We start from the raw sequence: 14,516 nt of genomic DNA on the forward strand, positions 1-14,516 counted from the left end.
TTTTAAAACTTATAAGGTTTATTTATGAGGTTTGTTGATAATTTGCTGACAACATCCGCCTTCAAATTCCCTATTTTTGAAAAACCGTTATGATTCCCGAACGGCTAATTCTTGACAATACAATATGTACTTAATTTTTGATACAGAAACCACAGGTTTGCCCCGCAATTACAATGCGCCAATTACCGATACCGATAACTGGCCGCGTTGTATTCAGATTGCCTGGCAATTGCATGATGAGATGGGGAGGATGGTTGAGCATCAGGATTATTTAGTTAAGCCAGAGGGCTTTAATATCCCTTATGATGCCGAACGCATTCACGGAATATCTACCGAACTTGCCGATGAACAAGGGATTACTTTAGCTGAAGTTTTGGAGAAATTCAATAAGGTGTTATCCAAAGCCAAGTTTATCGTAGGTCAGAATGTTGGCTTCGACGTAAATATTATGGGCAGCGAGTTTTACCGTTTCGGTATAGAAAACCGCATGGCTGAAATGCCTGTATTGGATACTTGTACAGAAGTTACGGCCGATTTATTAAAGTTGCCTGGAGGTAGGGGTGGAAGATTTAAATTACCAACACTAACAGAGCTGCATGCTTATCTATTCGGCGTTCCTTTTAATGAAGCGCACAACGCAACTGCCGATGTTGAAGCCACTACACGTTGCTTTCTGGAACTGATCAAAAGAGAAGTTTTCAAAAAGGAAGAATTACTGGTTGATGCAGAATATTTTCCACGTTTCAGGGAAGTAAATCCGGAGTCTATCCCGAATTTTGGTATTCAGCATGTCAATCTAAAAGCAGCATCTGATGAAATTCGCAAGCGACTTCAAAAAGCTGAAGGTGGTGGCGTTTCTAAACAGGAAATTGAACGAAACAAGCAGGAGCTGGCTTCTGCAACCTTTGTACACCTGCATAACCATACCCAGTTTTCGGTTTTACAAAGTACCATTAGTATTCCAGCCCTGATCAAAGCTGCGGCATCATTAAAAATGCCTGCCGTAGCCATGACGGATCATGCGAATATGATGGGGGCATTTCACTTTGTGAACAATGTTTTAAATCACAATAAAGCAGCAGAGGCTAAAAATGCAGCTTCGATTGAAGCAGGTGAAAGACCTACTGAAGTAGTGATGACGCCTATAATCGGCGTAGAGTTTTTTGTTTGTAATAATCACTTAGATCGAACTACAAAAGACAATGGCTACCAAATGGTGCTGTTGGCGAAAAACAAGGCTGGATACCACAACCTGGCTAAAATGTCATCTATTGCCTATACCAAAGGCTTTTATTATGTTCCCAGGATTGACAGGGAAGTGATTGAAAAATATAAGGATGATATCATTGTGCTTTCTGGAAACCTTTCTGGTGAGATTTCAAATAAAATCTTAAACATGGGTGAAAACCAGGCAGAGGAAGCTTTGATTTGGTGGAAGGAACAGTTTGGAGATGATTTTTATATCGAGGTAATGCGACACAGTCAGGAAGATGAAGATCGCGTAAATGCATCCTTAATTTCATTGGCTAAAAAACATGATGTAAAACTCGTAGCCACCAACAATACTTATTATATTAATAAAAAGGATGCAAATGCCCATGATATTTTACTTTGTGTAAAAGACGGAGAAAAGCAGGCAACACCTATTGGCCGTGGTCGTGGCTACCGTTATGGCTTGCCAAACCAGGAATACTATTTCAAATCGGGAGAGGAAATGAAAACCCTTTTTGCTGATTTACCAGAGGCCATTTTGAATATCCAGGAAATTGTAGATAAAATTGAAATCTACAAACTTGCCCGGGAAGTATTGTTACCGAAATTTGATATCCCTGAACAATTTCTTGTGGAAGAGGATGAGGTTGATGGTGGAAAACGCGGTGAGAATAAATTTTTGAGACACCTTACCTACGAGGGTGCAAAAATCCGTTACGGTGAACTTACTCCACCGATTATTGAGCGTCTGGATTTTGAATTGGCCACAATTGAAAAAACCGGTTATCCGGGTTATTTCCTCATTGTGCAGGATTTTATTGCTGAGGCACGCCGCAGAGATGTTTCGGTTGGCCCGGGCCGTGGTTCTGCAGCAGGTTCGGTGGTAGCCTACTGTTTATGGATTACGAATATTGATCCAATCAAATACGATTTGCTTTTTGAGCGTTTCCTGAATCCGGATCGTGTATCCATGCCCGATATTGATATCGATTTTGATGACGAGGGCCGTGGCCGTGTAATGGAATACGTAATTAATAAATACGGTTCCAGTCAGGTGGCACAAATCATCACTTACGGAACGATGGCGGCAAAGTCATCCATTCGTGATACTGCCCGTGTGTTGGATTTGCCTTTGTTTGAGGCGGATAAAATAGCGAAGCTGATTCCAAATATGAAGCTGGCGAAAATCTTTACCCTAGATGAAAAGAGTTTAAAAGATGCTTTACGGCCTGATGAATACGAGCGTGTTCAGGAGTTAAAAGCATTGGGCTTGCTGAAAGATTTAAGTGCCGAAACTATCCAACAGGCCCAGGTTTTAGAAGGCTCATTAAGAAATACAGGGATTCACGCCTGCGGGGTAATCATCACGCCGAGCGATATCACCAATTTCGTTCCGGTAGCAACCGCAAAAGATTCTGATTTATATGTTACCCAATTTGATAACTCGGTTGTAGAAAGCGCTGGTTTATTGAAGATGGACTTTTTGGGGTTAAAAACATTAACCTTGATAAAAGATACCGTTAAACTGGTGAAGAAAAGGCATGGCATTGACCTCAATCCGGATAACTTTCCGATTGATGATGTGATGACTTACGAGCTTTTCCAGCGTGGTGAAACCATTGGTATTTTCCAGTACGAGAGTCCGGGGATGCAAAAGTACATGAAGGAGTTAAAGCCAACAGTTTTCGACGATTTAATTGCCATGAATGCATTATATCGCCCAGGGCCGATGGAGTATATTCCGAGTTTCGTTCGTCGTAAAAATGGTGAGGAGGAAATTCAGTATGATTTAGATGCCTGTGAAGAATACTTAAAAGAAACTTACGGAATTACCGTTTACCAGGAGCAGGTGATGCTTTTATCGCAAAAGCTGGCTGGTTTTACCAAAGGTGAGGCCGATGTTTTGCGGAAGGCGATGGGTAAAAAGCAAAAGGATGTTCTGGATAAGATGAAGCCTAAATTTGTAAAGCAAGCGGCAGAAAAAGGCCATAATGCGGCAACTTTGGAAAAAATCTGGAAAGATTGGGAAGCATTTGCATCTTACGCTTTTAACAAATCTCACTCCACTTGTTACGCCTGGATTGCTTATCAAACAGCCTATTTAAAAGCGCATTACCCGGCAGAATATATGGCTGCGGTGCTTTCCAATAATATGAGTGATATTAAACAAGTGGCTTTCTTTATGGAAGAATGTCGCCAGATGGGCGTAGTGGTATTAGGCCCTGATGTAAATGAATCTGACCTTAAATTTTCGGTAAATGCCAAAGGAGAAGTCAGGTTTGGTATGTCGGCGGTTAAAGGTGTTGGTGAGAAAGCGGTAGAAAGTATCATTGAAGAAAGAACCTCAAATGGCGCATATGCTACAGTATACGATTTTGCAAAACGTTCCAATACCCGGATCGTAAACAAAAAAGCTTATGAAAGTTTTGTGTATAGCGGTGCATTTGATGCCTTTGGCGGACATCGGGCACAATATTTTTACATCGGACCAAATGATAAGATGAATGGCATCGAAAAAATTATTAAGTATGCCAACGATTTCCAGAATAACGAAAATACCTCGCAAGGGTCGTTATTTGGTGGGTCTAAAGCAGATTTAATTCTGGAACCTTCCTTACCTGTTTCGCCAGAGTGGGCGCTAATGGATCGCTTGAAATATGAAAAAGATGCGATTGGGATTTTCCTTTCCGGGCACCCTTTGGATAACTATAAGCTGGAGCTTGATAAATTTTGTACACATGGTGTTAAACAATTAAGCATTATCAACAAGGTGAGAATGGGAGATACCAATGAGGATATTTTATCGGAGTTTGCTAAACTGCAAAACCGTGAACTTTGCGTTGGCGGATTGGTAGTGGCTGCCTCTCAAAGAATAACCAAAACAGGTAAGCCTTTCGGAACATTTGTATTTGAGGATTATGATGATGCTTGTGAAATGGCCTTATTTGGTGAAGATTTTCTTAAATTTAAATCATTTTTGACAGAAGGATATTTCTTGCAAATAAGAGGTCGGGTTGGTGAAAGATTCGGAAAGGCAGGTGACTGGGAATTTAAAATCACGGCCATTAACCTCATGTCTGAGTTAAGAGATAAACTGACTAAAAGTTTAACCATACAAGTGCCAATTGAGCGGGTAAATGAGGAACTCATGAGGGAGATTGAACTCATTTTAGCAGACAATAAGGCAAATTCCGATCAGCAGAACTGTCAGCTAAATTTTGCAGTTTTTGATAGTGAAAAGCAGATTATGTTAGATTTGTCATCGAAGAATCTAAAAATAAATCCCAACAATAAGTTTCTAGAACAATTGCTCGGACTTAATGTTGTTAATTACAAATTGAACTAAGTTTCTGGTTGATTAGTTGGTTGTTGTTTAGGTGTATACCTATTATGGAATATATTCCATCATCCAATTCACTAAAAAACCAACAAACCATAAGAGTGTCAAATTGACATTACCTTATAGCTGGTATAACAATTGAATACATATATTTGAACATAAAAAAAATAATTATGGCATTAGAAATCACCGATGCAAACTTTGAGGAGCTTGTATTAAAATCAGATAAACCCGTATTAGTAGATTTTTGGGCAGAATGGTGTGGCCCTTGTCGCATGGTTGGTCCTGTTGTAGAAGAAATCGCTAAAGAATACGATGGCAAAGCAGTAGTTGGAAAAGTAAATGTTGATAACAACCCTCAAATTTCAATGCAGTTTGGTATTCGCAATATCCCGGCCTTATTATACTTTAAAGACGGTCAGGTTGTTGATAAGCAAGTTGGTGCAGTTCCAAAATCAGTATTAGCTGATAAATTGAACAAACAATTAGCTTAATTACATTTAAGTTATTTAAATATACTACCCGAATTCGTTACAGAGTTCGGGTTTTTTATTGCATTATTTTTTTGTTTATTTAATAAAAATATTGAATCATGCCTATTAATCTATTCAACAACAAAACATTAGGAATTATAATAGCAGGTTTCGCCTTAAACAGCGTGAACATCGCTTGTGTTTCTGCCCAGAATCCAGTGGAAACTGAAAAGCCTACAGCAGATTATAAACCAGCCTTTGAAGGGCAAACCAGAATTGCTGGGGTGAAAACAGAAACGCCTTTATCTATTTCCATCATCAATGAAAAATTAGAAAATCCATGGGCCATTTCAGTGCTTCCTAATGGAGGGTTTTTAATTACCCAAAAGCAAGGATCAATGGTAATTTTAAGTGCTGATGGAAAATTGAGTAAAAAGATTGACGGGTTACCAAAAGTAGATGCATCTGGTCAGGGAGGATTGTTGGATGTTACTTTAGATCCAGATTTTGCGAAAAACAGAATGGTTTACTGGACTTATGCAGAACCTCAGGCGAAAGGATCTTTATTAGCCATCGCTAAGGGGAAATTATCGGCCAGTGAAACAAAAATAGAAAATCAAAAGGTAATTTATCGGGCTACGCCAGCTCATACCGGTAAACTTCAGTATGGCTCAAGAATGGTTTTTGATAAAAATGGAAATCTATTTGTCAGCACTGGAGAACGGTCTGATAAAGAAATCAGGGTTCAGGCACAACAACTAAATTCTTCCCTTGGTAAAATTTTGCATTTAACTACAGATGGTAAACCTGTACCCAATGGGCCATTTGCCGGTAAAGTAGATGCAAAGCCAGAGATCTATGCTTATGGACTGCGTAATCCTGATGGATTGGCGATCAATCCACAAACAGGTGATTTATGGGAAGCAGAATTTGGTCCGCGTGGTGGTGATGAAGTTAATCTCATCAAACCAGGTAAAAACTATGGTTGGCCAATAATCACTTACGGGATTGAATATAGCGGTAAAGCAGTTGGCGATGGAATTCAGCAAAAGGATGGGATGGAACAACCTGTTTATTATTGGAATCCAGTAATCTCACCAGGTTCGATCGCTTTTTACAATAGTGATAAAATTCCGGCATGGAAAGGTAATTTATTTGTCGGCGCTTTGAGTGGTTCGCATATTATACGCCTGGTAATTAAAGACAATAAAATTGTTGGTGAAGAAAGACTGTTGGAAGGAAAAGGTGAACGTTTCCGCGATTTAGTCGAAAAAGACGGTGCGCTATATGCCGTAACCGATAATGGAAAACTTTATAAAATAGCAGCAAAATAAGTTTCGGCAGGTGGAACACCAGCCGATAGATAAACTGTGTTTTAACCTCATAGATTTCAAAAACCTATGACGTTTTTTATTACGTTATTTCCAATTGGTTGGGATCTTACCAACAAAACATTAAGTTTTCCGGCAGGTGAAGACACCAGCCGTTAGAATCTAAGGAACCAATCTTTTTATTTTTCTATTGGTTGGTGTCTCACCGACCAAAATATTAAGGTGAAGACACAGCCCGTTAGAATCTAAATAACCAATCTTTTTATTAGTTTTACCTTATGCAGACTATAAAATATGATCAAGAAACCAGTTTTGGAAACCTGGAATTGCTGGCGAGCCAGGTTGTAGAAGGTTTCATCACCGGACTACACAAAAGCCCATTCCATGGTTTTTCTGTAGAGTTTGCAGAGCATCGCCAATACAATAACGGTGATAATGTGAAGAATATCGATTGGAAACTCTATGCTAAAACGGATAAATTATACAGCAAACGTTTTGAAGAAGAAACCAATCTTCGCTGTCAGTTCGTGATTGATGTTTCTTCCTCGATGTATTTCCCGGAACCGAAATTTAATAAGCTAACTTTTTCTATTCAAGCTGCTGCATCGCTTATGTATTTACTGAAAAAGCAAAGGGATGCTTTTGGACTAAGTCTTTTTTCAGATGAAATCTTATTAAATACCCCTGCGAAATCAACAACAGTTCATCAAAAATTTTTGTTTGCCAAGCTGGAAGAGTTGTTGGAAACACCAAAGATTAATGCACAAACAAATTTAAGCGAGTCACTTCACCAGGTTGCCGATCTCATCCATAAGCGGTCGCTGGTGGTTATTTTTAGTGATTTGTTCAATACACAAACCAGCCCTGAACAAACCGATCAGTTCTTTGATGCCCTCCAGCATCTCAAGTTTAATAAACATGAAATTGTAGTTTTCAATGTCGTGGATAAATCCAAAGAAGTAGCCTTTGAATTTGAAAACCGCCCACATCACTTTATTGATATGGAAACCGGCGATACCATAAAAGTACATACCAATCAAGTCAAGGAGAACTATGTTGCTGCTATAGCTTCTTACAGGCAACAAATTTTCTTAAAGTGTGCCCAATACAAGGTAGATCTGATTGATGCCGACATCAATGAAGGTTTTTATCCGGTTCTTCAGGCTTATTTAATCAAAAGGCAAAAACTAGGTTAAATATAGTAACCTTCACTTCTTCAAAAATTACAAAACATTGTAAATCCAGGCAAACAATAGCATCATTTTTAAAGTATAAATAGTAATCATATTTAACTGAGGTAATGCCTCAACTTTAAGAATAAAACATATGGCTAAAAATGTTGCAGAACAGCTGGTAGAAATGCTGGTTGAGGCTGGCGTAAAAAGAGTTTACGCGGTTACCGGTGATAGTTTAAATTACTTTAATGATGCGGTTAGGCGAAATGGAAAAATTAAATGGATTCATGTTCGCAATGAAGAAGTGGGTGCATTCGCTGCGGCCGCTGAAGCGGAATTAGATGGATTGGCTTGCTGCGCAGGCAGTTGCGGACCCGGACACGTTCACCTGATTAATGGTTTATATGATGCACATAAATCTCACGTTCCGGTAATTGCCATTGCTTCTACCATTGATACCGGGCAATTTGGAATGGACTATTTCCAGGAAACCAATACCACAAAATTGTTTGATGATTGCAGTTCGTATAACCAAATCGCAACTACTGCTGCTCAGGTGCCACGAATATTTCAGGCCGCTATTCAACATGCTGTTCATAACAAAGGTGTTGCTGTTTTTGGTTTGCCAGGCGATGTCGCTCAACTAGATGCGGTTGAAAGTGAAACCTCCATGCAATTATTTAGAAGCAAACCTGTAATTAGGCCTAATGAGCATGACCTTAATTTATTAGCAGACAGCTTAAATCAAGGAAAAAAAATCACCATTTATTGTGGTATTGGTGCTGCTGAAGCGCACGATGAGGTGGTAGCCTTAGCAGAAAAATTAAAAGCACCGGTCGGTTTTTCTTTTCGGGGAAAGATGGGTATTCAATACAATAATCCTTACGAAATTGGAATGACTGGTTTACTGGGCCAGCCATCTGCCTATCACAGTATGCATGAATCAGATGTGGTATTGCTTTTAGGAACTGATTTTCCTTATCAGAACTTCATGCCAGAGAAAAATAAAATCATTCAGATTGATGAAAGTCCTGAGAGGTTAGGCAGAAGGGCAAAACTCCATATGGGTTTGTGCGGAGATATCAGAGATACTTTATCCGCTTTGCTGCCATTGATCACTTCAAAAACAGATGATAGCTTCTTAAAAGCACAACTTGATTTTTATGGAAAAGTAAAGGAGAACCAACTCAGTTACGTTAAAGACAAGGGAGAAGAAAATAAAATTCAGCCCGAGTTTGTAGCTGATACCATCAACCGTTTGAGTAACCAGGATGCCATTTATACGGTAGATACGGGTATGTGTTGTGTATGGGGAGCCAGATTTATTGATGGTACCGGACAAAGGAAAATGCTGGGTTCTTTCAATCACGGTTCAATGGCCAATGCCATGCCAATGGCGATAGGAGCGGCGCTCGCACATCCCGATAGGCAAGTAATTGCACTGTGTGGAGATGGAGGTTTATCGATGTTACTAGGCGATCTGGCCACCATTAAACAGTACAATTTACCTATAAAAATTATTGTTTTTAATAACAGGGCCTTAGGTATGGTGAAACTTGAAATGGAAGTAGACGGATTGCCTGATAATGAAACGGACATGATCAATCCTGATTTTGCTTTAGTGGCACAGGCAATGGGTTTTAAAGGGGTAACCATCAGCAAACCTGAAGATGTAGAAATAGGTATTGCAAATGCTTTTGCAGAGGATGGACCTGTTTTATTGAATATTATGACTAACCCAAATGCTTTAGCGATGCCGCCGAAAATAGAATGGGAACAAATAAAAGGTATGACTGTTTCGATGACCAAGTTAATGCTGGGTGGAAAAATGAGTGAAGTATTTGACACCATAAAATCTAATTATAAACATTTAGGCGAAGTTTTATAACCTGAAATAAACATAAAATAATGTTAGAAAAAGGAACCGTAGCACCAGATTTTGAATTGAATGCTACACCAGATCAAAAAATAAAGTTAAGTGATTTTAAAGGCAGGAATATTATTCTGGCTTTTTATCCAGCCGATTGGAGTCCGGTATGTGGAGATCAAATGGCGCTGTATAATGAAATGCTGAAGTATTTTAGTAAGCACGATGCACAGATGATTGGCATATCGGTAGATAGTACCTGGTGTCATAATGCATTTCAGCAGGATAGAAAACTTCATTTTCCGCTCCTGGCTGATTTTGAGCCAAAAGGCGAAGTTTCGAAAGCCTATGGTGTTTATGATGATGAAGTAGGAGAGAGTAAAAGAGCACTTTTCGTTATCGATAAAGATGGTAAAATTGCCTGGAGTTATTTATCGCCAACGGCTGTTAACCCGGGTGCAGACGGAATATTAAATGCCTTGGAAGAATTAGAAAAAAAATAAAGCGCTTATGAGTACCTTAAAACCAGAAGTAAGCAGTAAAGATCATATAGAGGGATCTGATGCTGCATCCATTACCATTGTAGAGTATGGAGATTATCAATGTCCACATTGTGCGCATGCCTATCCCATTATAAAAGAAATTGAGCAGACTTTTGGTGATCAAATCAGGTTCGTGTTCAGGCATTTTCCTTTACAAGAATCCCATGAATTTGCATTTCAGGCAGCTTTAGCAGCAGAGGCAGCAGCACTTCAGGATAAATTCTGGGAGATGCATGATGCCATCTATGACAACCAGTATCGTTTGAGTGAAGATCTTTTTCAGGAACTTGCAGAGACTATCGGCTTAGATATTGAGCAATTTGAAAAGGACATTCAAACCGATGCGGTGAAGCAAAAAGTAGAAGATGATTTTGAAAGCGGTGTGAGAAGTGGCGTAAATGGAACACCATCGTTCTACGTAAATGAAACCAAATTCGACGGCGGACCAGAAGATTTATTTGAAATGCTAAAAGAGAGTGCCGAATAAAAATAAAAAACCTCATGTATTTTGCAATACATGAGGTATCAGATAAGGGTAACCGGAAAACTAAAAAACTAATTATGAAGTTTTTAGAATTTAACAAAACGGAAATCGCTTCTGGTGTTTTGTTATATCAAAGGTGCACTTCATTTATGAAGTTTTAGTGAAGAATTGATTTTACAACCTATAAATTCCCTCTTAATTCCTGCTCACGCTCTAATGACTCAAATAAGGCTTTAAAATTACCTGCACCAAAGCTTTGTGCACCTTTTCGCTGAATAATTTCAAAAAATAAAGTTGGCCTGTCCTCAACAGGTTTAGTGAAAATCTGCAATAGATAGCCCTCTTCGTCACAATCAACCAAAATACCAAGGCTTTCCAATAAAGAAATTTCTTCATCTATTTTGCCAACACGTTGTGGCATCATATCATAATAAGCCTCAGGAGGTGCACTTAAAAACTCCACACCCCGAGATTTCAGCTCTATAACTGTTTTCACAATATCTTTAGTAGCCACAGCAATGTGCTGAACGCCTTCACCTTCATAATATTCTAGATATTCTTCAATCTGCGATTTCTTTTTACCTTCCGCAGGCTCGTTAATTGGGAATTTTGAAAAACCATTTCCATTGCTCATCACCTTACTCATCAATGCAGAATATTCAGTATTGATCTGTTTATCATCAAAAGATAGAATATTAACAAATCCCATTACATCTTCATACCATTGAACGGCTTCATTCATTCGGTTCCAACCTACATTTCCTACACAATGATCGATGTATAACAATCCGGCATCTGCAGGTTGGTAATCACTTTCCCAAACCCGGTAACCTGGCATAAATGCACCAGTATAGTTTTTTCTTTCAATAAACATGTGAATCGTTTCGCCATAAGTGTAGATTCCACTCATTTTCACTTCGCCATTCTCGTCGGTTAGCGTTTTCGGCTCCATATACGGTTTCGCACCACGTTTAGTGGTTTCTTCAAAAGCACTGTAAGCATCATCTACCCAAAGTGCCAGCACTTTAACACCGTCTCCGTGTTTTTTTACATGCTCCGAAATCGGGTGATCTGATTTTAAAGCTGTCGTCAAAATCAACCTGATTTTTCCTTGCTGTAAAACATATGATGCCCGGTCACGCACACCCGTTTCCGGCCCGGCATAGGCTAAACTCTGAAAGCCATATGCGGTTTTGTAGTAATGGGCTGCCTGTTTAGCATTTCCTACATAAAATTCAATATAATCTGTTCCGTTGATGGGCAGAAAATCTGGTGCCTTTGATATTTTTTCTGCAAATGTTTGTGTTTCCATTTTTGTGCTATTTTCTATGATCGATTTTCCGATCGCGTAATGATGTATTTAAATTAATTAAGCGCCATCTCGTAAGACAGACTCACGACTTAAATCTGCCAGCTTTTGTGGTAATTTTCATCCTCAATATCCAAAGCCTCCTGTGTTAGCATTAATGGTTTAAAAGGATCAATCATAACCGCCAACTCGTCTGTACTTTCTTTACCAATTGATTTCTCTACCGTTCCGGGATGCGGTCCGTGCGGGATACCACCCGGATGAAGCGTAATTTGTCCCTTCACCACACTTTTTCTGCTCATAAAATCACCATCTACATAATATAGTACCTCATCGCTATCTACATTGCTGTGGTTGTAAGGCGCTGGAATAGAATCGGGGTGGTAATCGTACTTACGTGGTACGAAAGAACAAACAACAAAATTGTGTCCTTCGAAAGTTTGGTGTACCGGAGGTGGCTGATGCAAGCGCCCGGTAATCGGCTCGAAATCATGAATGGAAAAGGCATATGGATAATGATATCCATCCCATCCAATATAATCGAACGGATGGGTGCCATAGGTATACGGATAAATTAATCCTTGTTTTTTGATGAGGACTTTAAAATCGCCATATTCATCATGTGTTTGCAAATTTTCAGGCAATCTTAAATCACGTTCGCAATAAGGAGAGTGTTCCATTAATTGCCCATATTGATTTAAATATCGTTTAGGAGGGCGTAATGGACTGAAACTTTCTACAATAAACAGCCTGTTTTGTTCCTGATCAAATTCCATTTGATAGATGGTACCCCGGGGAATAATCAGGTAATCACCATAACCAAACTTAATTTCCCCAAAGCCAGTTTTCAATTTCCCCGATCCCTCATGGATGAAAATCATTTCATCTGCCTGACTGTTTTTATAGAAATAATCAGTCATTGATTTCCGTGGCGCAGCCAACACGATATGTAAATCGCTATTTACTAAAACAGGCTTCCGGCTTTGAAGGTAATCATCCTCTGGCTTAATTTTGAAACCAATTAAGCTGGTATGCTTCAAATGTTTTTCACGGGCAATTTTAGGTTCGACACTATAAGGTTCACCTAAATGTTTTACAATGGTAGGTGGGTGGCAATGGTAAACAAGTGAGTATAAACTTGAAAAGCCTTCAGTAGAAACCAGTTCTTCGGCATAGAGTTTTCCATCCGGTTTACGAAAAACCGTGTGTCGCTTTGCAGGTATCTGGCCTAATTTGTGATAAACAGGCATATGAATTGATGTTAGGTTAGAAATAAAATCTAAAAGAATAAATAATTAAAAACGTGATGGCGTTTAATTAAAAAAGAAGGCACTCGAAGATTACAAAGAATATTGAGCCATGATTAATTTAGATAGCATTTTATAGCGACGTGCAGCGATGGCATCGTTAACTAAATTGATATGTAATGCTTTTAAAATCATGGTTTTGATGCAGCTAAAATAAGTATATTCTTCAATAGGAAGAAATATTTAATCATTTATTTAAGCTAAATTTTAAGTTGATAATCAATCACTTAAAATAGATTATGGTTATTTTATCGAAATTGAGTTCATTTTGAACGCAGTACCTTTTTACTATATTTACCCCATATTTTAACCAAATCATATGAAATTCGTATCCTATAAAACCGAAGACATTGTTCATTTAGGCCTGTTTATAGATGGACATATTTACAATCTGAATAGCTGTGATAAGTTACTGCCTGACAACATGAATGCATTTTTGCAGGGTGGAGAGGTATTGATGGAAAGGGCAAAAAAAGTAGATGCTCAGATAAAAGATGGAAGTTTACAAGCAAAAGAAGAAATCTTCTATGAAATTTTAGCGCCAGTGCCTAACCCCACCAGTTGCCGTGATGGATATGCATTCAGACAGCATGTTGCTGCAGCTCGCCGGAACCGTAAAGTAGATATGATTCCACAGTTTGATGAATATCCAATTTTCTATTTCACCAACCATAATGCCATTCAGGGAACTGGTGAAGTTGAATGTATGCCAGATCATTTTGAAAAACTAGATTTTGAATTGGAACTGGCTATTGTTATTGGTAAAAAAGGAAGAAATATTAAAGCCGCAGATGCGGATGAATATATTGCTGGTTATATGGTGATGAACGATATGAGCGCCAGAACTTTGCAGATGGAAGAAATGTTGTTAAACCTTGGTCCGGCAAAAGGAAAAGATTTTTCAACTGTAATTGGTCCTTGGCTGGTAACACCTGATGAATTGGAACCTTACAAAGTTTCAGCAAAAGAAGGTCATGTTGGGAATGCTTACAATTTGAAAATGACATGCCGGGTAAATGGCATTGAAGTATCAAAAGGTAATGCCGCAGATATGGACTGGACCTTTGCAGAGATCATTGAGCGTTGTGCTTACGGTGTAGATATTCTTCCGGGCGATGTAATTGGATCGGGTACAGTTGGAACAGGATGTTTTCTGGAACTAAATGGAACGGGTTTATTAAACGATCCAAACTACCAGACCCAATGGTTGCAACCGGGTGATGTTGTAGAAATGGAGATTACCGGCTTAGGTGCTTTAACCAATACCATTACGAAAGCAAATACCGATTTTTCTATTTTGGCTTTGAAGAAATAGGAGAGCAGGCGGTAAGTTGGTTAGGTGTTTAGTCTGTAAAGTCTGCAGGGCAATATATAAGGATAGAGAGGGTCGGAAATATGTCAACCTTCAAAACCTCGACTTACTCGCTATAATTACTATTCAACTGAACAACTTACCAAATCCCAACTTTACAGCTT

General features: G+C 38.9%; 10 protein-coding genes. 8 read left to right on the forward strand and 2 right to left on the reverse strand.

Annotated features, from left to right (window positions below; all coding sequences use genetic code 11):
- Positions 1 to 124: 124 nt before the first annotated feature.
- The 7 genes from dnaE (at position 125) to EV200_RS18400 (ending at position 10,427) form a co-directional block, all read left to right on the forward strand.
- Positions 125 to 4,558: a DNA polymerase III subunit alpha gene (gene dnaE / locus EV200_RS18370; RefSeq protein WP_132535308.1), complete on the forward strand. Its 4,434-nt coding sequence runs from the start codon at positions 125 to 127 to the stop codon at positions 4,556 to 4,558.
- A gap of 167 nt (positions 4,559 to 4,725) precedes the next feature.
- Positions 4,726 to 5,046, forward strand: a complete 321-nt coding sequence (trxA, locus tag EV200_RS18375) for a thioredoxin (protein ID WP_010602362.1) — start codon at positions 4,726 to 4,728, stop codon at positions 5,044 to 5,046.
- 98 nt (positions 5,047 to 5,144) lie between these two features.
- Positions 5,145 to 6,359 (forward strand): PQQ-dependent sugar dehydrogenase, encoded by a 1,215-nt coding sequence (locus EV200_RS18380; RefSeq protein ID WP_165877972.1) that lies wholly within the window; start codon positions 5,145 to 5,147, stop codon positions 6,357 to 6,359.
- Between the two features lie 275 nt (positions 6,360 to 6,634).
- Positions 6,635 to 7,552 carry a DUF58 domain-containing protein gene (locus EV200_RS18385; RefSeq protein ID WP_132535310.1) on the forward strand — a complete coding sequence of 306 codons (918 nt, stop codon included), beginning with the start codon at positions 6,635 to 6,637 and terminating at the stop codon, positions 7,550 to 7,552.
- A gap of 130 nt (positions 7,553 to 7,682) precedes the next feature.
- The gene (locus EV200_RS18390; protein ID WP_132535312.1) at positions 7,683 to 9,419 is read left to right on the forward strand and encodes a thiamine pyrophosphate-dependent enzyme; all 1,737 of its coding nucleotides are present in this window, start codon (positions 7,683 to 7,685) and stop codon (positions 9,417 to 9,419) included.
- 20 nt (positions 9,420 to 9,439) lie between these two features.
- Complete coding sequence (locus EV200_RS18395; protein WP_132535314.1) at positions 9,440 to 9,901, forward strand: redoxin domain-containing protein; 462 nt, start codon at positions 9,440 to 9,442, stop codon at positions 9,899 to 9,901.
- Between the two features lie 7 nt (positions 9,902 to 9,908).
- Positions 9,909 to 10,427 (forward strand): DsbA family protein, encoded by a 519-nt coding sequence (locus EV200_RS18400; protein WP_132535316.1) that lies wholly within the window; start codon positions 9,909 to 9,911, stop codon positions 10,425 to 10,427.
- Positions 10,428 to 10,605: 178 nt separating this feature from the next.
- Here EV200_RS18400 and hppD read toward each other — a convergent pair whose 3' ends face one another.
- Together hppD and EV200_RS18410 are read right to left on the reverse strand one after the other, a co-directional pair.
- Positions 10,606 to 11,736, reverse strand: coding sequence for a 4-hydroxyphenylpyruvate dioxygenase (gene hppD, locus EV200_RS18405; RefSeq protein WP_132535318.1), 1,131 nt, complete (start codon positions 11,734 to 11,736; stop codon positions 10,606 to 10,608).
- An 89-nt stretch (positions 11,737 to 11,825) separates the two neighbouring features.
- Positions 11,826 to 12,983: a homogentisate 1,2-dioxygenase gene (locus tag EV200_RS18410; RefSeq protein ID WP_132535320.1), complete on the reverse strand. Its 1,158-nt coding sequence runs from the start codon at positions 12,981 to 12,983 to the stop codon at positions 11,826 to 11,828.
- 376 nt (positions 12,984 to 13,359) lie between these two features.
- On the opposite strand from EV200_RS18410, the gene EV200_RS18415 reads away from it, so the two are divergent.
- The gene (locus EV200_RS18415; protein WP_132535322.1) at positions 13,360 to 14,355 is read left to right on the forward strand and encodes a fumarylacetoacetate hydrolase family protein; all 996 of its coding nucleotides are present in this window, start codon (positions 13,360 to 13,362) and stop codon (positions 14,353 to 14,355) included.
- Positions 14,356 to 14,516 lie beyond the last annotated feature (161 nt).

Origin of the sequence: Pedobacter psychrotolerans, assembly GCF_004340665.1 — a bacterium.
Taxonomy (GTDB): domain Bacteria; phylum Bacteroidota; class Bacteroidia; order Sphingobacteriales; family Sphingobacteriaceae; genus Pedobacter; species Pedobacter psychrotolerans.

Bases quoted from the DNA above. Each gene is read 5' to 3' on its own strand.
- EV200_RS18380 (WP_165877972.1), top strand. From the start codon at position 5,145: ATGCCTATTAATCTATTCAACAACAAAACATTAGGAATTATAATAGCA.
- EV200_RS18400 (WP_132535316.1), top strand. From the start codon at position 9,909: ATGAGTACCTTAAAACCAGAAGTAAGCAGTAAAGATCATATAGAGGGA.
- EV200_RS18415 (WP_132535322.1), top strand. From the start codon at position 13,360: ATGAAATTCGTATCCTATAAAACCGAAGACATTGTTCATTTAGGCCTG.
- dnaE (WP_132535308.1), top strand. From the start codon at position 125: ATGTACTTAATTTTTGATACAGAAACCACAGGTTTGCCCCGCAATTAC.
- hppD (WP_132535318.1), bottom strand. From the start codon at position 11,736: ATGGAAACACAAACATTTGCAGAAAAAATATCAAAGGCACCAGATTTT.
- EV200_RS18395 (WP_132535314.1), top strand. From the start codon at position 9,440: ATGTTAGAAAAAGGAACCGTAGCACCAGATTTTGAATTGAATGCTACA.
- trxA (WP_010602362.1), top strand. From the start codon at position 4,726: ATGGCATTAGAAATCACCGATGCAAACTTTGAGGAGCTTGTATTAAAA.
- EV200_RS18385 (WP_132535310.1), top strand. From the start codon at position 6,635: ATGCAGACTATAAAATATGATCAAGAAACCAGTTTTGGAAACCTGGAA.
- EV200_RS18390 (WP_132535312.1), top strand. From the start codon at position 7,683: ATGGCTAAAAATGTTGCAGAACAGCTGGTAGAAATGCTGGTTGAGGCT.
- EV200_RS18410 (WP_132535320.1), bottom strand. From the start codon at position 12,983: ATGCCTGTTTATCACAAATTAGGCCAGATACCTGCAAAGCGACACACG.